Source organism: Sunxiuqinia sp. A32 (assembly GCF_052690465.1).
This window is the reverse complement of sequence record NZ_JBQYLI010000010.1, coordinates 71329-94567: the sequence shown is the minus strand read 5'-3', so window position 1 is coordinate 94567 and position 23239 is coordinate 71329. Positions and strand designations below refer to the sequence as shown.

General features: G+C 37.8%; 19 protein-coding genes and 1 tRNA gene. 4 read left to right on the top strand and 16 right to left on the bottom strand.

The annotated features are described in order from the left end of the window. Nucleotides 1-113 precede the first annotated feature (113 nt). Nucleotides 114-1202: a mannose-1-phosphate guanylyltransferase gene (locus ACUNWD_RS11855; protein ID WP_445588023.1), complete on the top strand. Its 1089-nt coding sequence runs from the start codon at nucleotides 114-116 to the stop codon at nucleotides 1200-1202. A gap of 54 nt (nucleotides 1203-1256) precedes the next feature. Here the strand turns inward: ACUNWD_RS11855 and porK (ACUNWD_RS11850) are convergent, their stop codons facing one another. The 8 genes from porK (ACUNWD_RS11850) to topA form a co-directional block, all read right to left on the bottom strand. Beyond that, nucleotides 1257-2600, bottom strand: a complete 1344-nt coding sequence (gene porK, locus ACUNWD_RS11850; RefSeq protein ID WP_445588022.1) for a type IX secretion system lipoprotein PorK/GldK — start codon at nucleotides 2598-2600, stop codon at nucleotides 1257-1259. A 112-nt stretch (nucleotides 2601-2712) separates the two neighbouring features. Then, complete coding sequence (gene porN, locus ACUNWD_RS11845; RefSeq protein ID WP_445588021.1) at nucleotides 2713-3567, bottom strand: type IX secretion system ring protein PorN/GldN; 855 nt, start codon at nucleotides 3565-3567, stop codon at nucleotides 2713-2715. A gap of 4 nt (nucleotides 3568-3571) precedes the next feature. Further along, on the bottom strand, nucleotides 3572-5185 hold the full coding sequence (gene porM, locus ACUNWD_RS11840; protein WP_445588020.1) for a type IX secretion system motor protein PorM/GldM: 1614 nt from the start codon (nucleotides 5183-5185) through the stop codon (nucleotides 3572-3574). A 21-nt stretch (nucleotides 5186-5206) separates the two neighbouring features. Continuing rightward, nucleotides 5207-6175 (bottom strand): type IX secretion system motor protein PorL/GldL, encoded by a 969-nt coding sequence (porL, locus tag ACUNWD_RS11835; RefSeq protein ID WP_445588019.1) that lies wholly within the window; start codon nucleotides 6173-6175, stop codon nucleotides 5207-5209. A 20-nt stretch (nucleotides 6176-6195) separates the two neighbouring features. Then, entirely contained in the window at nucleotides 6196-7533 is a 1338-nt protein-coding gene (gene porK / locus ACUNWD_RS11830; RefSeq protein ID WP_445588018.1) for a type IX secretion system lipoprotein PorK/GldK, read from the bottom strand. Between the two features lie 33 nt (nucleotides 7534-7566). Beyond that, entirely contained in the window at nucleotides 7567-8520 is a 954-nt protein-coding gene (locus tag ACUNWD_RS11825) for a PorP/SprF family type IX secretion system membrane protein (protein WP_445588017.1), read from the bottom strand. A gap of 119 nt (nucleotides 8521-8639) precedes the next feature. Continuing rightward, entirely contained in the window at nucleotides 8640-9794 is a 1155-nt protein-coding gene (locus tag ACUNWD_RS11820) for a formimidoylglutamase (protein WP_445588016.1), read from the bottom strand. Between the two features lie 76 nt (nucleotides 9795-9870). Further along, nucleotides 9871-12195 (bottom strand): type I DNA topoisomerase, encoded by a 2325-nt coding sequence (topA, locus tag ACUNWD_RS11815; RefSeq protein ID WP_445588015.1) that lies wholly within the window; start codon nucleotides 12193-12195, stop codon nucleotides 9871-9873. A 320-nt stretch (nucleotides 12196-12515) separates the two neighbouring features. Between topA and ACUNWD_RS11810 the strand changes: the two genes are divergently transcribed. Then, nucleotides 12516-14861, top strand: a complete 2346-nt coding sequence (locus ACUNWD_RS11810; RefSeq protein ID WP_445588014.1) for a transglycosylase domain-containing protein — start codon at nucleotides 12516-12518, stop codon at nucleotides 14859-14861. Here the strand turns inward: ACUNWD_RS11810 and ACUNWD_RS11805 are convergent. Together ACUNWD_RS11805 and ACUNWD_RS11800 are read right to left on the bottom strand one after the other, a co-directional pair. After that, complete coding sequence (locus tag ACUNWD_RS11805) at nucleotides 14858-15751, bottom strand: carbon-nitrogen hydrolase (protein WP_445588013.1); 894 nt, start codon at nucleotides 15749-15751, stop codon at nucleotides 14858-14860. The two genes, ACUNWD_RS11810 and ACUNWD_RS11805, sit on opposite strands and share 4 nt — an antisense overlap. Before the next feature lie 11 nt (nucleotides 15752-15762). Beyond that, complete coding sequence (locus ACUNWD_RS11800; protein ID WP_445588012.1) at nucleotides 15763-16791, bottom strand: agmatine deiminase family protein; 1029 nt, start codon at nucleotides 16789-16791, stop codon at nucleotides 15763-15765. A gap of 233 nt (nucleotides 16792-17024) precedes the next feature. Here ACUNWD_RS11800 and ACUNWD_RS11795 point away from each other — a divergent pair, with 233 nt between their 5' ends. Then, nucleotides 17025-17603, top strand: a complete 579-nt coding sequence (locus ACUNWD_RS11795; protein ID WP_445588011.1) for a DUF3332 domain-containing protein — start codon at nucleotides 17025-17027, stop codon at nucleotides 17601-17603. A 73-nt stretch (nucleotides 17604-17676) separates the two neighbouring features. On the opposite strand, the gene ACUNWD_RS11790 is transcribed toward ACUNWD_RS11795, so the two are convergent. The 5 genes from ACUNWD_RS11790 to ACUNWD_RS11770 form a co-directional block, all read right to left on the bottom strand. Beyond that, nucleotides 17677-18714, bottom strand: a complete 1038-nt coding sequence (locus ACUNWD_RS11790) for a DUF4837 family protein (protein ID WP_445588010.1) — start codon at nucleotides 18712-18714, stop codon at nucleotides 17677-17679. A 126-nt stretch (nucleotides 18715-18840) separates the two neighbouring features. Further along, complete coding sequence (gene tatA, locus ACUNWD_RS11785) at nucleotides 18841-19047, bottom strand: twin-arginine translocase TatA/TatE family subunit (RefSeq protein ID WP_445588009.1); 207 nt, start codon at nucleotides 19045-19047, stop codon at nucleotides 18841-18843. A 50-nt stretch (nucleotides 19048-19097) separates the two neighbouring features. Then, complete coding sequence (gene rseP / locus ACUNWD_RS11780) at nucleotides 19098-20426, bottom strand: RIP metalloprotease RseP (protein WP_445588008.1); 1329 nt, start codon at nucleotides 20424-20426, stop codon at nucleotides 19098-19100. A gap of 16 nt (nucleotides 20427-20442) precedes the next feature. Next, nucleotides 20443-21606, bottom strand: coding sequence for a 1-deoxy-D-xylulose-5-phosphate reductoisomerase (locus ACUNWD_RS11775; protein WP_445588007.1), 1164 nt, complete (start codon nucleotides 21604-21606; stop codon nucleotides 20443-20445). Between the two features lie 9 nt (nucleotides 21607-21615). Then, a complete protein-coding gene (locus ACUNWD_RS11770; RefSeq protein ID WP_445588006.1) occupies nucleotides 21616-22479 on the bottom strand; it encodes a M23 family metallopeptidase in 864 nt (287 codons plus the stop codon). Between the two features lie 211 nt (nucleotides 22480-22690). Here ACUNWD_RS11770 and ACUNWD_RS11765 point away from each other — a divergent pair. Next, nucleotides 22691-22763: transfer RNA gene (locus ACUNWD_RS11765), tRNA-Met, on the top strand. Nucleotides 22764-22990: 227 nt separating this feature from the next. Here the strand turns inward: ACUNWD_RS11765 and ACUNWD_RS11760 are convergent. Continuing rightward, on the bottom strand, nucleotides 22991-23152 hold the full coding sequence (locus tag ACUNWD_RS11760; protein ID WP_445588005.1) for a hypothetical protein: 162 nt from the start codon (nucleotides 23150-23152) through the stop codon (nucleotides 22991-22993). Nucleotides 23153-23239 lie beyond the last annotated feature (87 nt).

The following is a 23239-nucleotide window of genomic DNA, read 5'->3' as shown; positions in this document are numbered from 1 at the left end:
ATAAACCCTTTTCATTTTTGCATGTTCCATTATCAATGAACAATATAAATGTGCTTCTTTATTCAATTCAAAAAAGGTATATTTGAGAATACGAGTATTGAAAAAAATAATCTATGAAAAATAATTTCTGTGTAATAATGGCTGGTGGCATTGGTAGTCGATTTTGGCCACTTAGTAAAAGTTCGATGCCCAAACAATTCCTCGATATTGTTGGGACAGGAAGAACTTTCATTCAAATGACATATGATCGATTTACGCGAGTTTGTCCACCTGAGAATTTTTATGTAGTTACCAGTATTGATTATAAGGAACTGGTTTTAGAGCAGCTTCCGGAATTGTCAGAAGAACAAGTCTTGTGTGAGCCTCTGCGCAGGAATACAGCTCCCTGTGTTGCCTATGCAAGTTATGTGATAAAAAAGCGAAATCCGAATGCCAATATGATCGTTGCTCCTTCTGATCATCTTATTACAAAGGAAGATGAATTTGTTCGTCAGATTGAAAATGGGCTGGATTTTGTTTCCAATAATAATGTTTTGCTCACCTTAGGAATTATGCCTAGCAGGCCTGAAACCGGCTATGGGTATATTCAAATTAATGGTAAAAGCTCGTATGGTTCGCTCGATAATTTGTATCAGGTAAAAACATTTACAGAGAAACCTGATTTGAAAATGGCAGAGATATTTCTTGAAAGTGGAGAGTTTTTCTGGAATTCAGGGATTTTCATATGGTCGCTAAGTAGTATTTTGGAATCATTTGGCCAGCATTTGGAAGAGGTTGATAATCTGTTTAAGAAAGGAGAAAATTTATATGGAACTCCTGATGAGCAGCACTTCATCAAAAAGACATATTCAGAATGTCAGAATATTTCCATCGATTATGGAATTATGGAGAAAGCTGAAAATGTATATGTTCTTTGCTCCGATTTTGGATGGAGTGATTTGGGAACATGGGGATCTCTGTATGAAAACAGAGCTAAAGATGAAACCCAAAACTCGGTTCGAGGAGAAAATGTTTTGATGTATGATTCATCGGGATGTATTGTCAACATGCCGGATGATAAATTAGTTGTTTTGCAAGGATTGGAGGATTATATTGTTGTTGATGCTGATAATACTTTACTGATTTGTAAAAAGCAAGATGAGCAACAAATTCGCCAATTTGTAAGCGATGTAAAGATGCATAAAGGTGACAAATATGTATAAAGGCGATTAAATAAAGTGAAATTATATAAGCTCTTTCGTTTTGAAAGGGCTTTTTTATTGATGAAATTCGTCTTTAAAAGAAGTGCGAACACAACGGAATCCAATATAAGACTTTGCTGAATCCTGATATTCATAACTTCTGGTTCCATTCCTTAGGAAGTAAGCAATATCTTTCCACGAACCTCCACGAATAACCTTACGTTTCAATACAGGTGGATCATCTGGTTTTGCTTCATATTCAACTGTTGGATTGAAATCACTAACGCTGTTATAAGCAGATTCATAGAAAGCAGTACTTGTCCATTCGGAGACATTACCAGCCATGTCGTATAGCAATACGTCATTCGGATCAAATGAACCAACTTTTATGGTTGTACAGCCTCTGTTATTATCTGCTACATAGTTTCCTCTACGAGGTTTAAAATTGGCGACAAAGCACCCGTAATCGCTTGTTGTATAATAGCTTCCCCATGGATACAAAGTTCTTTCATGTTTTCCCCTTGCAGCATATTCCCATTCAGCCTCGGTTGGCAAACGATAATCGTGCAGTTCCGGTAATTGTAGTAAGGATTGATATTCATTCATTTCCTTGGTTCGCCAATGGCAAAATGATCGGGCCTGTTCCCAGGTAATCCCTACGACAGGGTAGTCGTCAAAGCCAGGGTGCCAAAAGTATTTAGATGTTAAGGGTTCGTTGTAAGAATAAGTGAAATCTCTTACCCAGCATAACGTGTCGGGATATACAGGTGTATTTTCCTGCATGATGAAAGACGAACGATTAGCAATTGGAATCTCTTCTCCATCTTTTGTAACTACTGAACCTTCATATTTTTGAGTTTCGAAGTTGTAGCTATTTGCTCGTTTGGCTGCCTGTTTGTAGTCAACCCAATGGTAACTGTAGAACAATTTTCGGGAGTCAACTACCCGTTGGTGATAAAATCGCTCAGCCTCCGGAACGTACAGATCCTCCAAAGCGTCTTGGAAATCTTTCTTGTCCCATTCAATGGGATCCATCCAATTTAACTTGGGGATATCATAGTAATTACCTTTTCCATCTTCAGTAACCATGTATTCGGGAAAGGTTTCAGATAGAATCTGGCGTGCAATTGAATCTCTTACCCAATATACAAATTGACGATATTCATTGTTGGTAATCTCGGTATCATCCATCCAGAATGATTCAACGGAAATTCTTTTGACAGCATTGAATTCTTGTTGAAGTTCATCATCTTCCGGACCCATCTCATAACTGCCTCTTTCTATGTAGGACATCCCGTAAGGAGTAGGCTCATAAAAAGGTTCTTTTTCAGCACCTTCAATGTATTGCCTCATCACATCATTTCTACAAGAAGAAAGGATGAGTATCAGGGAAATAAATATGAACGTACTTTTAATCATACCAGTTCTGGGAGCTCTTCTAATCTAACGTTACTATATAGTTGATATTGCGATTTAAACTGAAAAAGCCTTACGAGAAACCTCATAAGGCTTTATATCGATTATATCTTCATTAATACTCCCAAAGGTCCTGTTCCCAGTTAAAAATTTTCTGCTCAATGCGTTTAGATTCGAGCATCGCATCTCTTCCACTTAAATACTGACTGATTGCACGGTTGTTATATACATTTGATTCTTTCACCACGTAGCTGTTGAACTTACGCTTGATGAATAAATCATCAAAAGACATATTTTGTGCAGTATTGTTAGGATTGAAAACTGAGTTCGTAGCTAATAAATCACGTACTTCCGGATAATAAACCCAGAAGACAAGTTGACGTTGAGCATTTTCTAAATTAACATCTTCTTCACGGTAATATTCCCGGATTGGACATATACCGATGATGCGGACATTCATGGTTGAAGTTTGTTTGTCAAAAACCCATTCTTCTTTTACCATAAATTGTTTGACCTCCTCGGGACGAATTTCACCAACAATTACCTTATCTTCAAATTCACCAGTATCGAAATTCCTTACTTTTCGAGTACGGGTAGTTGCGCCAAAAGCTTCTTTTACCTGTGGGAAAGTCATTGGAACTTTAAACTCATCATCGGTTCTTGCATCATAAGCAGTAATCAGACCATCTTCTACTCCTTTTAGTAGTAAAGAGACCAGATTATATCTATCTTCCATCGGTACTGTTGGGAAGTACAGAGTCTGATTTATCTTTTCCCGAAGGTCAATTACCCTCCAAATTTTTCTCGACCACATAACATCAGCTTCCCGAATATAAGGTAATGGCATAGGTTTACGATTACTTATGTCGGTTCTCCTGAATGCACCATCAATAATTTGAGCTTTAGCCTCCATCTTGGGAGCTGCTAACGCACAAATTACAATACCTATAAATACGAATACCTTTTTCATCTTTTTATCGGATTTTAAAACTTATGGGAGATAAAGGACGATCAGAATTATCATCTCCATGAGCTACAATATTATCAATATATATAATACTCCCCTGTGTTAAGGCTCTAAATTGAGTTTTTTGATCTGCAGTAAATCTGTTTGAATTGGAACTCCAGGTTTTTACATATCCACCAGCTCCAGTAAAAGTAATATCAAACTGAGTTACTACGAATTTTAGATCAAAGTCAAAGTCAACCAACGCCGCAAAAATACCATCTTCAGCTAGCAGATCTTCTTTCTGCATAACACCACCATTTTTTCCGCCAATTGTAGCAATTGGGTCAGGTACTTCCTTCACCCTGAATGACATGGACCCCATGTCTTTAACATCTCCATTAAATTTGGCTTTCACATAAACACGGGTATTACGTCCGTTAAGATCAACTTTTTGAGGATAAACTGTGTAGCCTTGTCCGTCAGCGGCTATACGCCCGTTAGACATGGTTACTTGAAGGTTTTCTGAAGGAACACCGGGAACGGATACACTTACCGGGTTAGCAACACCCATGTAAAATACATTCATTTTGGTGGGAGAAATAGTGACACTAGGCTTACTAACCTGATATTCTTCTTCAAAATCATACGTGTTAAAACCACCTTCTGGTGTTTTATACTTAATGATTCCACCCCAACTGAATGATCCAGATTCACTTGCAGGAACTCGATAGATTCCTTTACCATCAACAATTTCTAATGCTTGTCCATTCACAATTATCTCTGGTTGTTGTGTTGTATCTTCTGCAGCCAAAAATACCTCAGCTTCATAGTAGTCACCTTCCAGTACGTATGATGATTTTGCGATCACTCTTGCTCCAAGCTTATTGAATTTGAATGATCCTGCATCAATCTGACTATACAAATAGGTGAGTACGTTTGTCTCAGCATTTTGAATGTCAATTTGTAATTTAGAAAGTAGAGTGATAACTGCAATTAGCGGTTTATTTTCAAAATTCTGGATCTCCCAGGTTTTCTTATCTGCTCCTTCTTTAAGCTTTGTTCTTGGATCAGAAGTATCTAGTGCTTGAGCAACAGTTTCCCGAGCTGGCACTTCTTCATCCATAATAGCTAATAAGGATTCTTTATACGCATCGATGCTGTTTTTAAGATCTTCGCCTTTTTTCAACCTGATCATTATTTCAGAAGGAACATTCAATTCATCATCTTTCTTAATAATAATTGTATCTCCATCTAAATTAACGACATAAGATCTGTCATTCGTAAGCTTGGCATCCTCCTCCTCACTCAGGTTCGTTCCTCCAGATGCCATTACTAATTCTTCTTTTATACGGGTAATTTTATTAATAATACTATCCGTCATTTCTTGTACTTGATCAGACTTGTCTTTCCACTCTTGTACTTTTTGCTTATTCTCTTCATAAGCTTGAGCAAAATCAGCATAAATCTGATTATTCTTCTTTTCTACACTTTTAAAGGTTTGGATCAAGCTGGAATCAACCACCCTGAAAGCATCCAGAACCTCGGAAGCTACATTTAATGCCATCATTGCTAATAGCACTAAATACATCATGTTTATCATTTTTTGCCTCGGAGTTTCCGGGCAATTTTTTACTCCCATAATCCTAGTTCAGTGTGGTTTTTACTTTTTCTTATAATTCATGGCACCCAACATATTTCCATAAATGGAATTTAATGCCTCAAGATGCTTATTTAGTTCTTCAGCGTTTTCTTTATATTTTTTCATTTCCTCAACGGAAGAAGAAATAATCTGATTCATTTGTCCCATTTCTGCAAAAAATTTCTGAGATGATTGCAGCTGATTGGTTGTTTCTTTTAACTGATTTTCGTAAGATGAGTTTAAATCTTGTAGATTCTTATTCAGTTTGGTCAGATTATCTCCATAACCTTTTGAATGGGTATCAATTACTTCAAAGCTTTGGTCGACAGATGTCGCAATGCGCTTATAGGAATCAACAAGCTTGCTGCTAGTATCACTCAATCTGGCAGTGAATTCTGTTCCAGACTCAGAAAGCTTGTTAAGCATTTCACTACTTTTACTAGCTAATTGATTTGCTGTTGTTTCGTAAGAATCAACCAGGACACCAACTGATTTATTAATGTTATCATTCGCCTGGTTATTAACTTCAGCGAATGAATTCATTGATTCTGCAGCTGAATTTAGGTTTTTGACGTACATGTCGGTTGCCAACGTGGCTGTTGATATATCGCTAATGCTTGATGCAGTATTGCTCAAATCCGTAAGCCCTTTCGAAACTTTAGTAAGCAAGTCTGGCGAAATCTCAGCTTTTTTCAAAAGCTCATCAAACTTACTGGTTGGCAATTCTTCTTCCTCTTCCATCAAAGCATAATCTTCCTTTAATTGAGGATATACTTTCGACCATTCTGGAAGTTCCAAAGGTGGTTCAAAGGCTGAAATAAAGAAAATGAACGCCTCCGTACACAAACCAATAATAAGAATTGGACCGGAATATGCCCAGTGTTGCAATTTAAACAAGGCACCTAACAAGACAATTGAGGCCCCGAGGTTGTAAACGTAGCCAGTGAAGACTTTCCATCGCTTACTTTGTATGATTTCACCAATATTCATTTGCTTATGATTTAGGTTTTTTAAAATTCATTTCCAAATGATGCGCGAACACATCTAAATCCGATATATGCTTTTGCGGTATCTTGATATTCAAAACTTCTGGTAGAAACTTGCACGAATGATGCAATATCTTTCCAGCTTCCTCCACGGATTACTTTCCGTTTCATCGCTGGAGGATCATCTGGTTTTGCGTTATATTCAAAGTTTGGATTAAAATCGTTCATGTACATGTAGGTTGATTCGTCAAAGGCAGATATGGTCCATTCTGCAACGTTACCCGCCATGTCATACAATCCAAAACCATTGGGTTCGTATGAGCCAACTTCCATAGTTGCCATACCTCCATCTTCGACGTAATTCCCTCTTAAAGGCTTAAAGTTTGCAAGAAATTCTCCTTCATCATTTCGAGTATAGTAGCCACCCCAAGGGTACATTGATAGTTGTGTTTCTCCAAGTGACGCATATTCCCATTCAACTTCAGTTGGAAGACGATAATCCTGCAGGGTCGCTTCTTTTCTGTCATTCAAATATTCATTGTGAAGTTTGGTGCGCCAGTGACAAAATGATTTTGCCTGTTTCCATGTTATACCAACAGCAGGGTAGTCATCAAATCCAGGATGCCAGAAATAACGGGTTGCCCAAGGTTCATTATACGAATATGTGAAATCTCTAATCCAACAGAGCGTATCTGGATAAATATTTACATGATCACCAAAAATGAAAGAAGAACGATTTTCAATTTGACTCTCCACTCCATTTTCATCATAAACAACTCCGTCATAACTTTGAGTTTCGTAGTTGTACATGTTTCTTCTTTTTGCAGCTTGTTGGAAATCGATCCAGTAATAACTATAAAATAGTTTTCGTGCATCAATTTCTTTTTTGTTAAAGAAACGTTCGTTTTCAGGAATATACAATTCTTCCAGTGCATCAACGTAATCAGGGTTGTCCCATTCAAGCTTTTCATCCCAATTAATCCTTGGAGGGTCAACCGGATTTCCATCTCTGTCTTCGCTTATCATGAATTCAGGATACTGCTCGCCAATTAAAGTACGGGCAATTGAATCTCTAACCCACATGACGAATTGACGGTATTCGTTATTGGTAATTTCAGTATCATCCATCCAAAATGCATCAACAGAAACAGTTTTCTTTGGGGTTGAAGACCAGGTAGCATCCTGATCATTGGGACCAACATTGAAGCTTCCCCGATGGACAAAGGTCATTCCATATGGGGCAGGCTCAAACCATTTTCCGCGTCCAGGTACTCCTGTAAGCTCACCATTTCCGGATTTACTACAACTTGAAAATGAAAAGACTGTTGCAATAATTATTCCTAAAAACAATATTTTTCTCATAGCTGCGCTGTATGTTTCTTACAAGTGTTTAGGTTATAAAAACCGTATACTTTTATATTTTTTTTGTCCGCTCTTGCCAAGATTCATCGAATACTGCAGGAATATTTCCTGCGATCCGAAACTGTATCTTCCCAAGGCGGAAGTTGTTACATCATATCCAAAACCTACTTTGAGGCCGTTTATTAATTCAACCCCAAGTAGAACAGAGATTGCATCCTGAGGGCGATATGTTAAACCACCCCAAAATCGATCATCATAAACGACGTCCAGGTTAAAATCATATTGGGTACTAGCCATGTCTGATTTAACTATTATGGACGGTTGCAACTGAAATAACGGGTCTGGCAATATAATATTGTATCCACCATATAAATAGTAATGGCGTCTTAGATATGTAGTTGCCAAATCCGAGAACTCAATTAACGACTGATTAAGGTGCGTAACCGAAAAACCAGCAAAATATTCTTTAGACCTTAAATATAAGCCAAAACCTGCATCAAATGCAACTTGGCTGACATCTGCTTCGGCCAGCAGCGGGTCATTATTATCATATAATCCGGTGCCTCCCTGTGTTGTAGTAGGAAATTCCCACCCCGCTGAATAAGATTTATTAAAAATCCCAAAAGAAAGACCCATTCCCAACTCTCCAATACCAGTAGTTACATGATATGCATAATTCAAGTTAATAAGAACGTTTTTTTCTAATCCCAGTTCATCACTGATAATATTAAATCCAACTCCACTATTGCTTCCAAATAATTTTGCAGCTGTTTCGACACTGAAAACCAATGTCTTTGGAGCTCCCTCAATTCCACTCCACTGGTACCTGTTCAGGATAAGTCCTGAGATGGCATCATTGCTACCTGCATATCCGGGGTTAACGGTTAAATGAGCAAACTTGCTAAACCCAAATTGTGGGTCTTGTTGCCCAATTGCCGCTAAGTTAGATAATATTAACAAAAATAAAAAGCAAAATATTTTTTTCATAAATGGGCTTTTCAAGCCTCCTTCAGGCTCTTTCCAGCTCTTCAATTTATTTTTTCTCGCCGGAATATATTTATTGTTCCTATCGTTTGTAAAGTTTCTCAACGAACCCAATTTGATTTTTATTTTACCAGCCTGTTTAATTTTCTGATATTTCTCCACCACCGATCGGGAATCTCATTTCTTGCTGTTAGCTCGTAATCTTCTTGTGTGCAGGGAATTATTTCTTCAAAACTTCCTTGTTCATCTGTTATTTGCATCCACCAACGTCCGGTCTTTCTACTTTGATAAAAAGTTATTGGCAGATCGATATCCTCAAGCTCAACCAGAAAATGGTTAAAATTATCTTCATTTCCTGGAGGCGTTTCATCAATTCGCGAATGCATTCCTTCTAAAAAATGCCAGATGATCTGCGCCATCAATTTCGCACCTATTTCCTGTGGGTCAAGGTTCGGTATTAAATTGAAGAAACCAGCTATTTTCATTGAGTTTGATAGTCCGGCGTAGCGAGCAAGTTGGCAAGCTTCTTCTGCATAAAGACCATTTGGCGAAGCAAAATACTGGCCGGGGGCTTCAATTTGCCTAACGGCATTTAAATCAAAACTAAGCAAGTTTGCTTGCCGCAGGTATGGCTCTATATCAATCATGTTATAGCGCAACAGACCTAATCTCACGGTTTCTGAAAGCAATCCACCGGCGTGATCTAACTCAAGACTATCTGTAAAGTAGTTTTGATATCCCAGTGTAGTTTGAGAAAACAGATTAGGATGCTTTTCAAAAATCAGATTCAGGTAATTTTCAGAGGTAATGCTTTTTGAACCTTTTTGGTAGTCAAACTTTGGATCGATGTTTACCAGGCTAAATGTTTTATCTTCAAAAGCTTTTGCCAATCCAATAGTTAAATCCTGGCTGCCGCCGATTACAATTACAACTTTACCGTTTTGAATTAATTCTTCACAAACGTCTTTCAACGCAAAATAACTGTCATTAGCTGTTTGTCCTAATACAAGATTTCCCAAATCAAGTAACTTGAATCTGGGATCAATCCGATTCAAACTATAGAGGTGTTCTCTGACTTTGTCAGGAGCATCTGCACTACCTTTTTCGATTGAATTTCTGTCTTCTCCAATGCCAATAATGACGACTTCTGCTTTTTCAATCGATAGTTTAGCGTGATTTTTTTCAACAACTGATAATAGTGAAAATTTTTTTTGAGCCCAGGGGGCAAGTTTAATCTTCGGTAAATCAACAGGTTTGAAGTAAAATTCAAGATCCATGAGGCCTATAATTTATATACCATGAAATTAAGCTTTTCAATAAAAAAGGCAAACAATCTTTTGTCTGCCTTTAAAATTATTTTTTTCGACCTTTTTTAGGTTTCGGGCCTTCCTCAATTATCTTCATACAATCAGCCAATTCCATCTTCTCTGCTTCAGTTCCTTTTGGAATTTTATAGTTTTTCTTTTTGAATGAAATGTACGGTCCCCATCGTCCATTTAAGATTCGAAGTTCGGGCTCTTCATCAAAGGTTTTTATTAGAGCATTTCTATCTTTTTCTCTTTTTGCCTCAATTAATTCAATAGCTCTTCCCAATTCAATGGTATAAGGATCATCGACTCCTTTTTCAAGGGAAACAAATTTACTATCATGACGAACGTAGGGGCCAAATCGACCAATTGCCACTGTCACGGTTTTTCCTTCGTATTCACCTACTTGGCGCGGAAGTTTAAACAAGTCTAAAGCTTCTTCTAAAGTGATTGTTTCCAAATGTTGTCCATTTCGCAAGCTTGCAAATTGTGGTTTCTCTCCTTCTTCGGTGGTTTCACCAAGCTGAGCGATTGGGCCATAACGAGCAATTTTAACGTAAACTGGCAAGTTCGTTTTTGGATCTGTTCCCAAGTGACGTTCTCCGGTTGTACGTTCAGAAACCTCTAATGCATTTTCTACATTTTTATGGAATGGACGATAAAATTCATCAATCATATCATTCCAGATCCGCTCACCAATTGCAATTTCGTCAAATTCAACTTCCACTTTTGCAGTGAAGTTGAGATCCATGATTTTATCAAAATATTTAATCAGGAAATCATTGACCACCATGCCAATATCGGTTGGGAAAAGTTTTGACTTTTCAGCTCCAGTTATTTCAGTCTTCGTTTTATCGTCAAGCTGATTGTTGATTAGACTTAGCTGAACAAAATTACGCTCAATGCCCGGGCGATCCTCTTTAACCACATACCCCCTGTTTTGCACGGTTGTAATAATTGGAGCATAAGTAGAAGGACGTCCAATACCTTGTTCTTCCAGTTTTTTTACAAGGCTTGCCTCCGTGTAACGTGGTGGCTTTTGTGTAAAACGCTCAGTTGCTTCAATATTACTGGTTTGCAGTTGCTGATTCACTTTTAAAGGAGGTAAAAGCGTTTTTCCGTTACCATTATCTTCTTCGTTATCATTTGATTCCAGGTAGACTTTTAGGAATCCATCAAATTTGATGATTTCACCGGTAGCCTGAAATTTTTCTTTCGTGCTCGAAATATTGATAGTTACAGTAGTTCTTTCCAATTCTGCATCGCTCATTTGAGATGCAATCGTTCTTTTCCAAATCAGATCGTAAAGACGCTTTTCCTGAGAACTTCCACCAATTTCTTCCTGATCTAAATAGGTTGGACGAATGGCTTCGTGAGCTTCCTGTGCTCCTTTGGCTTTGGTCTTATATTGGCGTGTTTTTGAATACTCTTCTCCATGAAGAGAAATTATTTTCGACTTGGCAGTGTTAATTGCAAGCGACGACAGGTTTACCGAATCGGTACGCATGTATGTGATCTTACCAGCTTCGTATAAACGCTGAGCAACAGACATGGTTTGTGATACGGAGAATCCGAGTTTGCGACTCGCTTCTTGTTGTAAAGTAGAAGTGATGAATGGTGCTGCAGGAGTCCGCTTTGACGGTCTCTTTACAATATCAGCAATGCTGAATTCGGCATTCTTACATTTTTCAAGAAATTCCCGAGCTTCTTTCTTGGTCTCAAATCGCTTATTTAACTCTGCTTTTAATTCAGTGATGTTTCCTTTTTCATCGGGAACCAAGAATATGGCAGAAACCCTGAAGCTTGAAGTGCTAACGAAATTGATTATCTCACGTTCGCGTTCAACTATTAAACGAACAGCAACCGATTGCACCCGGCCAGCAGATAAGGATGGTTTTACTTTCTTCCAAAGTACAGGTGAAACTTCAAAACCAACAATACGGTCCAATATGCGTCTTGCTTGTTGTGCATTAACAAGGTTCGTGTCAATTGGTCGTGGCGTTTGAATAGCCTTTAATATTGCTTCTTTTGTAATCTCGTGAAAGACAATGCGTTTAGTTTTTTTTGGGTCCAGTTTTAAAACTTCCTGCAAATGCCAGGCAATCGCTTCTCCCTCACGGTCTTCATCGGATGCGATCCATACAGTCTTTGCATCCTTTGCCAATTTCTTTAATTCAGTGACAATTTTTTTCTTATCCGGGGAGACAATGTATTTGGGCTGAAACTTATTTTCAATGTCAATACCGAAATCTTTCTTCTCGAGGTCTCTGATGTGCCCCATGCTTGAAGTGACCACATAATCTTTCCCTAAAAATCGCTCAATGGTCTTCGCTTTGGCCGGGGACTCAACAATAACCAGATTCTCGTGCATAAAACCTCCTGTTTTTCTAAAAATTTCTGCAAATAAAAGAAAATGACAGGCTAAGTTCAAATTTTTAAATGAATATTTTCAATTTCATATTTATTTGATAATGATTATTTTATTGTGTTTGGGCTTCCTGCGATCCATTTTACTGGTCGAAAAAAATGGAGCATCAAAAAGTCGTATAAATCTGTGCATAGGCTTATTAATGTATAGTAGTATGTCAATTTTGTGTTGGAAGATATAGCAAAAATTGATTGTTTATTTTGAAGAAATAATAATACTAAACCTTTCGTTATATTTGTCGCAGGATAAAAAAAGACGTCCGAATGGAACAAAAGAAAAACAATCAGAAAAAATACAACCTAATTTTCTGGGGAATATACCTGTTAGGTTTTACCGTGGTTTTTTTAATATTCTTCTTAATTGCCAAAGGTAAGTTGGGAGAGATGCCCTCATTTACGGAGTTGGAAAATCCGAAAAGCTTATTGGCTTCGGGTGTAATTTCTCGTGACGGTAGAGAACTGGGTAGATATTTTAAGGAAAATCGCAGTTATGTAGAATATGACGAATTGAGTCAGGAGTTGATTGATGCATTGATTGCAACAGAAGATGTTCGTTTTTATCAGCATTCTGGAATTGATTTGCGGGGTTTGTTGCGTGTTGCAAAAGGTGTAGTTACCGGAGACAGTGGTTCTGGTGGTGGAAGTACAATTAGTCAGCAATTAGCAAAAATGTTATTTCCCCGAGAGGGATTTTCTAGCGCCACTGATCTTGTTCTTCGAAAATTTAAAGAATGGGTAATTGCGGTGAAACTTGAAAAAAGTTATACCAAGGAGGAAATCCTAACCATGTATTTGAATAAATATGACTTCCTGAATCTCGCGGTTGGAATAAAATCTGCATCCAGAATATATTTTAATACAGAACCGGATTCATTAAAACTTCATGAAGTGGCTATGTTGGTTGGAATGGCTAAAAATTCATCACTGTTTAATCCATTGCGGAGGCCTGAGTTGACAAAACAGCGTAGAAATGTGGTGTTGGCTCAGATGAAAAAATACGGTTATATCAATCAGCAAGTTTATGATTCTGTAAGTGCTTTGCCTTTGGGGTTAGATTATCAAAAGGAAGATTTCAAATCTGGGTTGGCGCCATATTTTAGAGAATATCTGCGTGTTACTATGGGGGCTGATAAACCTGACAGAACAAAGTATGCATCCTGGCAGCAAATTAAATTTGAGGAGGACTCGGTAGAGTGGGAGACCAATCCTTTGTTTGGTTGGTGTAAAAAGAATTTTAAACCCGACGGAACAAATTATGATTTATATGAGGATGGTTTAAAAATTTGTACCACCATTGATTCACGAATGCAACAGTATGCAGAAGAGGCCGTTCAAAACCATCTAAAACTTGATTTACAGCCGTCGTTTCAGAGGCATTTGGAGAACTTGGAAAATGCTCCTTTTTCTGACGATATGAGTGAGGAAGATGTGGAAGATCTATTGGACCGTTCCATTCGTCAAAGTGAACGATATAGGGTGTTACGTTTGAAAGGTTTAGATTTTGACCAAATCAAAAAGAATTTTCAGCAACCAACGGAGATGAATATTTTCACCTGGCAAGGAGATCGGGATACAATTATGGCTCCTTTAGATTCTATCAGGCATTATCTAAGTTATTTCCATTCATCATTTATGGCGATGGATCTGGCTACAGGGCAGGTTCGTGCGTATGTGGGAGGACCAAATTATCGTCACTTTATGTACGATATGGTGAAAGGTGGAAAACGGCAGGTAGGATCGACAGTCAAGCCATTCCTGTATACACTGGCAATGCAAAATGGTCTGTCTCCCTGCACAAAAGTTCCTAATGTGAAGCAACAATTTATCTTACCGGATGGATCGATTTGGGAAGCAAAAAATGCTACTCCAGGAGAGATGGATGGTAAGATGGTGACGCTTAAGTGGGGGCTGGCGAATTCCGTAAATCAGATTTCAGCTTGGGTGATGAAGCAGTATAATCCGCAATCGGTTGTTAATGTGATGGAAAGGATGGGTGTTTACAGTCGGATTGATCCGGTTCCTTCTATGTTTCTTGGAACGTCAGACATTACACTTTATGAGATGGTTGGAGCCTATGGAACCTTTGCAAACAAAGGTGTTTATACCCAACCAATATTTGTGACCCGAATTGAAGACCGGCATGGAAATATTATCGCAAGGTTCAGACCTGAACGTCACGATGCGATTGACGATAAAACTGCTTATTTAATGATTAACCTGATGAGAGGTGTTATTGATGGTGGCTCCGGAGGAAGGGTGAGATGGCATCCGGTTTATGGAGGAATTACAGGACCTATTGCAGGAAAAACAGGTACCACTCAAAACCATTCAGATGGTTGGTTTATGGGAATTACCCCTCAGTTGGTTGCCGGTGCCTGGACCGGAGCTGATCTGAGAAGTATCCATTTTGATGATATTACTACCGGGCAGGGAGCAAATATGGCACTTCCCATCTGGGGGCGTTTCATGAAAAAAGTATATGCAGACGAAACGTTGGAGTATAAACCAGATCATGAATTTGAAAAACCAATCAATTTCATCATGGATTTGGATTGCGATGAGCAGGAAGATTCCGGCCAAAAACCAACACAGTTCGAAGATTTCTTTTAATCTTCCAGAAAACGTCTGGTAATATTCGTATAGTCTTCAATTCTACGATCACGGAAGAATGGCCATATGCGCCTTACGTCTTCCGAGCGAGTCATGTTGATGGGAATCACGAGGTTTTCATTGTTTTCGTTGCTGCCAATAGCTATAAGTTCACCTTGTGGTCCTGTTGCAAAACTATTTCCCCAAAATTGGATTCCCTCAGAAATGTTCGATGGGTCAGGTTCATGTCCAACTCGGTTTACGCTTATTACCGGTACACCGTTTGCTACCGCATGTGAGCGCTGAATAGTTACCCACGCATTTAACTGACGGTCTTTTTCATCTTGATCATCTCGAGGATCCCAACCAATGGCAGTCGGGTAAATTAGCAATTCTGCACCCGCCATTGCCATAAGCCGAGCTGCCTCCGGATACCATTGATCCCAGCAAACCAACACACCCAGTTTCCCAATGGAAGTTTGGATGGGCTGAAATCCGAGATCTCCTGGTGTAAAGTAAAATTTCTCATAAAATCCGGGATCGTCCGGAATATGCATCTTCCTGTATTTCCCGGCAATACTTCCATCTTTTTCAAAAACAACCGCAGTGTTGTGGTAAATTCCGCTAGCTCTTTTTTCAAAAAGAGAAGTTACTAGTACGATCCCAAGTTTTTTCGCCAGTTTGCTATAAAATTTTGTAGAGGGACCCGGAATCTTTTCAGCCAGATCAAAAAGATTAACATCTTCCGTTTGACAAAAATATAGGGTGTTGTGTAGTTCCTGTAATACTACTAATTCAGCTCCTTTATCGGCACAATCAGTAATGTTTTTTTTCAGTGTCTCCAGGTTTTTTTCAAGATCGCTGGAGTTTTGTTGCTGAACCAATCCTACTTTTATTTCGTTTTTGCTCATTGTCAATTTATTTAAAGAATACCTTCAGGGAATTGCATGCTTATACAGTGAATAGACCCGTGTTGTTTAATTAACGGACGACTATCAATTGGTATAATTTCACGGTCGGGAAATATTTTTTCAAGTGTTTCGATTGCAACAGAGTCTTTTTCATCCATGTAAACGGGTAAGAGTACAGCCTTGTTCAAAATCAGAAAGTTAGCATAGGTTGCTGGTAGTCTGTTTCCATTCTCGTCAACTATGGCTTTTGGGAATGGCAGGGGAACTAAATTAAACTGCTGATCATTTTGATCTGTAAGTTGTTTGAGTTCAGTTTCCATGTTTTTTAGCGACTCATAGTGCTTATCTTCCGGATCATCACATTTTATATAAGCTATCGTATTTTCATTGCAGAATCTAGCTAATGTATCAATATGGCTATCTGTATCATCACCCTCCAAAAAACCATTCTTCAACCATAAAACCTTCTTTGCATGCAATGCTTGTTGAAGCATAAATTCCACTTCACTTTTACTTAGATGCTCGTTGCGGTTTGGAGATAATAAGCATTCTTCTGTTGTCAGTATCACTCCATTTCCGTTCGTTTCAATAGAACCTCCCTCCAAAGTAAAATATGACCAATCTTTCCAAAGGATATCTTTCTGGAATAGTTTAGTTTTTTGAAGTCTCGTATTTATTTGATTATCATAGTTTGCCGGAAATTTCATTCCCCATCCATTGAATCGGAAGTTCAGCAAGGAAGGATTTCCGTTTTCGAAGATGCTTAAAGCCCCATGGTCGCGAGCCCAGGTGTCATTGATGGGGGATTCATGTATTAATATTCTATCATTCTTTTCAAGAAGGAATGCGGGTAGCAACTTCCGATTTCGGCAGACAACTAATAACTTCTCCCGGACAATAATCTCTTGTGCAATTTTCTCATACACAGGGATTACCTCCTCCAAAATGTCTTTCCAGTCAGTTTCTGAGTCAGGCCAGGTTAACTGTATGCCACTTTGCAAATGCCATTCCCCTGGGAAATATGATAGCTCTTTTGTCATGGCTCAAAAATAAGTAAAATAGGAATTAATGATTCCAAGTTTTCAGCAAAAGAAATTTTACATGTGTTGATTTTTATAATGCACAAAATCAATAAAATGAAAAAATAGTTTAATGTTCGTATACAGCAGCTAACTAATATTTTATTGTTATGTAACGAACCATTCATTTATAAAGACTGTTTCACAAATATAATTTTCCAATCAAGTTACTTCACAATTTAAAAATTACGACTATGAAAAAATTTAAAATGCTATTTGGTGCAATATTTTTGTCCATCGTCCTGTTGTTTCAGGCTTGTATTGGTAGTTTTAAACTTACCCATTCCGTTTATGACTGGAACATGAATGTTGGCGATAAATTTGTAAATGAATTGGTATTCTTGGTGTGTAATATCGTTCCGGTATATAGTGTCGCTGTATTTGTTGATTCAGTCGTTCTAAATTCAATTGAGTTTTGGACAAACGATAATCCGATGGGAATGAAAGATGGTGAGAAACATCAAAAAACAGTTGAGATCGACGGGAAAAAATATCGTTTAACCAGTGAGAAATACAAAATGACCATTGAGGATTTGTCAGGAAAAGATGCAAGTACTGAATTCGTATTTAATGAAGAAGATAGTTCATGGTATCTCAAAAAAGGCAAAAAATTTCAAAAATTGGTTGAAGTTGTTCAGAATGACGAGGGGAAAATAACTTCATATAATATGTACTTTCCTGATGGCACAAGTATGGAGGTTCAAAGTGGCTTTGACCCGGTTGCGGTAAAAACACAGATCTCATACGGCCAGACAATGGCATTGCAGGAATAATGACACAATGTATAAATATAAAAGCGGAATAGGTTAATCTATTCCGCTTTTATATTTACGAACAAGGGAGAGCTTAGTTTCCCATGTTTATTTGGCTGTTTATTTTGTCATTTTTAGCTTGGTCTGGGAGTTCCAGTGAGTGGATCATAGCTTCAACCTGACGTAAATAATCTCTTTTGTCGAAACGAGGAGCGTAAACATATCCATCAATCATTACAATACGGTTGTTGGCAGCGTCTAAAACTGATAGATTAATATATGGACCACCCATAAAGTCATTTTCTACTTTCCACAATCCACGGATTTCAGTAGCGTAGTTGTTTTTAAACTTGAAAACATTGAAAATGGGAGGAAGCTGATGCTCGGTTGTCATGTAGCTACCTGTTGTTGGGCCTTCAACATATTCTTTTAAAATTGAATCACGTTTACTCAGCAAGTAGTTTTTCGTGAACGTACTGTCTGATGTGTATGGAAATGAGCTAATAATGATTCCCTGGCTAATGTCGGGAGTTTCGTAACGCACCCAGGCAAAATCTTTCTCTTGCTTTGTTACTTTAAACCCGGGAGGCATGTTTAGCTTAATCTTAAATTGATCAGATACTATATTTTTTGCAGCTTTGTCGTGATATTTTTTGTAATTAATCATCAACCTGTCACGCTCTGCTTTTAATAGATAAGCTACGATTCGATCGGAATTTTTTGTAAATAAATCAACAAAGTCGTCTTGTGACTTAGCCTTAATGTTTATAACTGCCTGAGGCCATGCCCAGATATCTTTTTTTAGCTCAACTTTTGAGGTGTCGACAGTAGATGAAATTGTAACATTAATGATGTTCCTACTGGTTTTAAAAATATCTTTAAAAGCTGCTGGCGGTACATCAATCAGGTCGAAGATTGGTTCATCTTGCGGCAGGCCTAATTGAGGTTGAGCGAGAACTTCACGCAATTTACTTCCCGGTGTACTTTCCCATATTGTTTTAGGAATTACAATTACTAACTCACCGGATTTTCCGGTAATCTTTTTGCGCATATTAGTTGAATCATTCACGCATGAATTAAACAAGGTGAAGGTCAAAAGAACTAAAAAACTTAAGTATAGTATTCGTTTCATAATGTGGGTTTTCGAGTGATTATATGCATGTTCTGCAAAAACCTTACCAGTTTTATTTTGAGCATTCAATAAGATAAAAAAATCCCGACATTAAATGGCGGGATTTTGTATGAAGTCTTAAAAAAATTACTTGTTTATTTTTTCAGTGTCTTTTTTTTCAGCTGTTTGATCGTCATCATCTTCGTTGGTCGCCTTCTTGAATTCCTTCATTCCTTTTCCCAAACCTTTCATCAACTCAGGGATTTTACGGCCACCAAAAAGTAACAGGACAATGACTAATATGATAATGATTTCCTGAGGACCAAACATTCCGGCAATAATCGATAAGTACATAGTTCTAAGTTTAATGGTTTCTACAAAAATAGAAAAATTTTATTCGCTTCTTAATTAAAGAGTTTAATAATATCATTTGCATTGGCAAAAAGAACCAAGGCTAATAAAATTACCATTCCGGTAATTTGCGCATATTCCAAAAATTTATCTCCCGGCTTACGGCCACTTACCATTTCATATAATAAGAATGTAACGTGTCCTCCATCGAGTGCAGGTATTGGCAACAAATTCATCACTGCTAAGATAATAGATAGAAAAGCAGTCATGTTCCAAAATGAATACCAATCCCATGCTCCGGGGAAAATATTACCGATCGCAATAAATCCTCCCAATGATTCGTAAGCTTTTGTTTTTGGAGAGAATATCAACTTAAATTGTTTCAGATAGTCCTGAATTGTGGTAAATCCTCTTTTTATTCCAGCAGGAATTGATTCGACGAAGCCGTATTCAATGGTCTTGAATTCGAAGTCGTTAAATAGTTTGGCACTTGGGCCAACACCTATCTTGCCATCCTCGCTAACCGCAATGTTGAAAGATTTTTGTTCTCCATTTCTTTCAACTAAAATCTCAATATTATTTCCTGAATTAGCAAGCAGCTCATTCTGAAACTCATCGTAATATTCGAATTCTTTTCCATTTACAGTTAGAAGCTGATCACCTTTTTCGAGTCCTGCAGCTTTTGCTGGAGATTTTTTACTAAAACGATCTATTTCGAAATTGAACGGGGTCCGAACCGACATAACGCTCTTGCTTTTTATCAATAGCGCTAAATCTTCATCGGATATTTCAACATCAATTTGTTTTCCATCACGCTCAACCTGAATCGCTTTTGCATTATCAAGGATAACCGTTGGAATAACTTTGTAGAAATTTTCAACTTCCATGTTGTCAACGGAAATAATTTTATCTCCGTTCTGAAGCCCGATTTTTTCTCCGGTTTCATTTACAACAATTCCATATGTTGCATTGGCAGTTGGTAAATATTCTTCACCCCATGCATACAGTACACCTATGTATATAATAAATGCAAAAATGAAATTCATCATTACGCCGCCAATCATGATTAAGAGTCGCTGGTAGGGCTTTTTTGACCGAAATTCCCATGGTTGAGGAGGTAGCTTCATTGCTTCCTTATCCATCGATTCATCAATCATTCCTGATATTTTTACATATCCGCCAAGTGGCAACCAACCAATACCGTATTCTGTTTCTCCTTTTTTTGTTTTGAAAAGGGGGAACCATGGATCAAAGAAAAGATAAAACTTTTCGACTCGCGTTTTAAAAATACGAGCAAATGCAAAATGTCCAAATTCGTGAAGGATTACTAATATTGATAAACTCAGTAGTAGCTGAGCGGCTTTTATAAGTACTTGTTCCATTCTTCTCTAATGTCTTTTATTTAATTCGTTGTTTGATGAACGAATTTGTTAACAATCGTGTCTCTTTGTCGGTTTGAATATAATCTTCCAAAACCGGATTTTTAATAAAACTTACTTTCTGCATGCTTTCTTCAATGATATAAGGCATTTCTGCAAAACGAATCTTTTCTTTAAGAAAAGCCTGAACAACTACTTCGTTTGCAGCATTCAGGATGCATGGCATATTACCGCCTTGATTTAAAGCTTCGAAAGCGAGTGCAAGGTTACGAAAAATTTTTGTATTAGGCTGTTCAAAAGTCAATTTTGGGTAGTCCATAAAATTGAACCGATCGAAAGTTGATTTCAACCGTTGTGGAAAATTTAGCGCATACTGTATTGGCAGCTTCATGTCTGGAAGTCCCATTTGGGCTTTCATCGATCCGTCACCAAATTGAACTATGGAATGAATGATGCTTTGCGGGTGTACAACGACATCAATTTGTTCAGGTTTCAAATCAAACAGCCATTTCGCTTCAATAACTTCAAATCCTTTATTCATCATTGATGCAGAGTCAATGGTTATTTTTGCACCCATATCCCAGTTTGGATGCTTCAATGCATCTTCCCTGGTGACCCGTTCAAGCTGTTTCTGGCTATATCCTCGAAATGGGCCACCCGAAGCCGTAAGGTAAATTTTTTCAATTTCATTCATGTGCTCTCCTGCCAAACATTGAAATATGGCAGAATGTTCCGAGTCTACTGGGAAAATGTTGACTTTATTTTTTACAGCCTCCCGTGTAATAATCTCACCAGCCACCACTAGGGTTTCCTTATTTGCCAAGGCGATGTGTTTACCAGCCTTAATTGCATTTAGGGTTGGTAATAATCCGGAATAACCTACCATTGCAGTTAGTACGATGTCGACAGTGTCTAGTTGCACAACCTGGTTGAGTGCATCTTTGCCTGCAAATATCTTGATAGGTTCGTTTTTTAAAATCTCTTTTAAATCTTTAGCCCTGCACTCATTTGCAACAACAACCATATTGGGTTGAAATTTCTTTGCTTGTTCTGCAAGTAATTCAATGCTGTTGTTGGCAGTAAGAATTTCCACTTCAAAATGATCTGGGTTTTGAGCAATGACTTCCAGTGCCTGGGTGCCTATAGATCCCGTAGAACCAAGAATTGCAATTCTCTTTTTCATAGAAGGGGTTTAAAAATCAATATATTTTTCCGGATCTAGGGCAATGCCTTTGTGCCATAGTTCAAAGTGCAAATGTGGTCCAGTCGTTAACTCTCCGCTATTTCCCATCAATGCAATAGCTTCTCCGGCCTTCACCTGATCTCCTGTAGTTTTCAATAATTCAGAATTGTGCTTGTAAACTGACACCAGATCATTACTGTGTTGAACGTATATAACCTGACCGGTATTGATCGTATATCCAGAAAAAATTACAGTCCCGTCAAGCACCGATGAAATTCGGGAATTTGGAAGACCTACAACATCAACAGCAAGGTGATCGGTTGTTTTGTCAAATTTTTCTGAGATCATTCCTTTTATCGGTGTGAAAAAATGAATGCTGGCAATATTCTTTTTTTGCGGGTCTTCTTTTTGGATGGACAGGTCAATTTGCTCCTCCAGTAATTTTTGTCTAAAAATTGAGTCGTGGTTGTACTCCTGGAAATCGATACTCCCTGAACGTAAGCTGGTGTCGACTACAAAATCAGGTTCCTGAGGTACTTCTCCTTCAATCAATGCTTGAATTTTCTGTAGATAATTGTCCCTGATTTGAATTTGTTCTTCCAGTGAGTCGACCAGAATTGCATTGTGAATAATTTTAGTTCTGACCTCACCTGTAGGATAACCAGGAATCATTTCTCGAATTGGAGTATAAATAATCAGAAGAACAGTAATGGCAATAAGCAGCAGGCTTCCAAAGCCAGTGATGGTAAAAACTTTTAATCGACTCAGCTTTGTACTCCAAACAGATTGAAAGGTTGAGTCATTATAAATGATTAGCCGATACCGGTTTTTAAGTTTCTGTATGATTTTTTTCTTTTTCTCTTCTTTTCCCATGGATACTGATTGGAGCGAACAAAATTAGTAAGAAATAGACAACAGCCTACCCGAAGCGTTGAAATTAATACTTTTTAACGGATGAATAAATTTTAAAAAAGATATGATTTCTTTTGCGTATCGAAAAACAAGCATTATATTTGCAACCGCATTTGAGAAATGACATTCTAAATGCAACGTTCAAAAAGACACAAATTTTGTAAAGATATATTGCGGGATGGAGCAGTTGGTAGCTCGTTGGGCTCATAACCCAAAGGTCGTCGGTTCAAGTCCGGCTCCCGCTACTTCGAAAGCCGATTTGAAAAAAATCGGCTTTTTTTTGTTTTAAAAAGCCGCAATAGTACTTATTGTTTAAACACCTTCATCAAAATAATCCTACATCCTGGTTTCATTTCAACAGAACCAGCAAGAACGGAGTGAATCTACCTGATCTTGGATTTGCGGAATCAGGCCAAGAAAATTTAATCTGATATTAGACGGGATTGAATCAATAAGCAAAATCGATTTTCGGTTAGTATCCGACATTCGGATTGGAGCTGATTATAAAAAGCTGTACCGCATTCTTCTCCTGCTTATTGATGGTGGAATAAAAGATTTCAAAAAAGAGCGTAAAGAAATGCTTTTCAAATTCATCGAATCCACATTCATTTTCTCTGGCATCAGGTTCTTCCATTCTTTTTTTGCAGTTTCTGCTGAACAAGAAACAAGCAAAAAAACGGCAGCAATTAATTTCCAAAATACAATTCGCTTCAAATTAAAC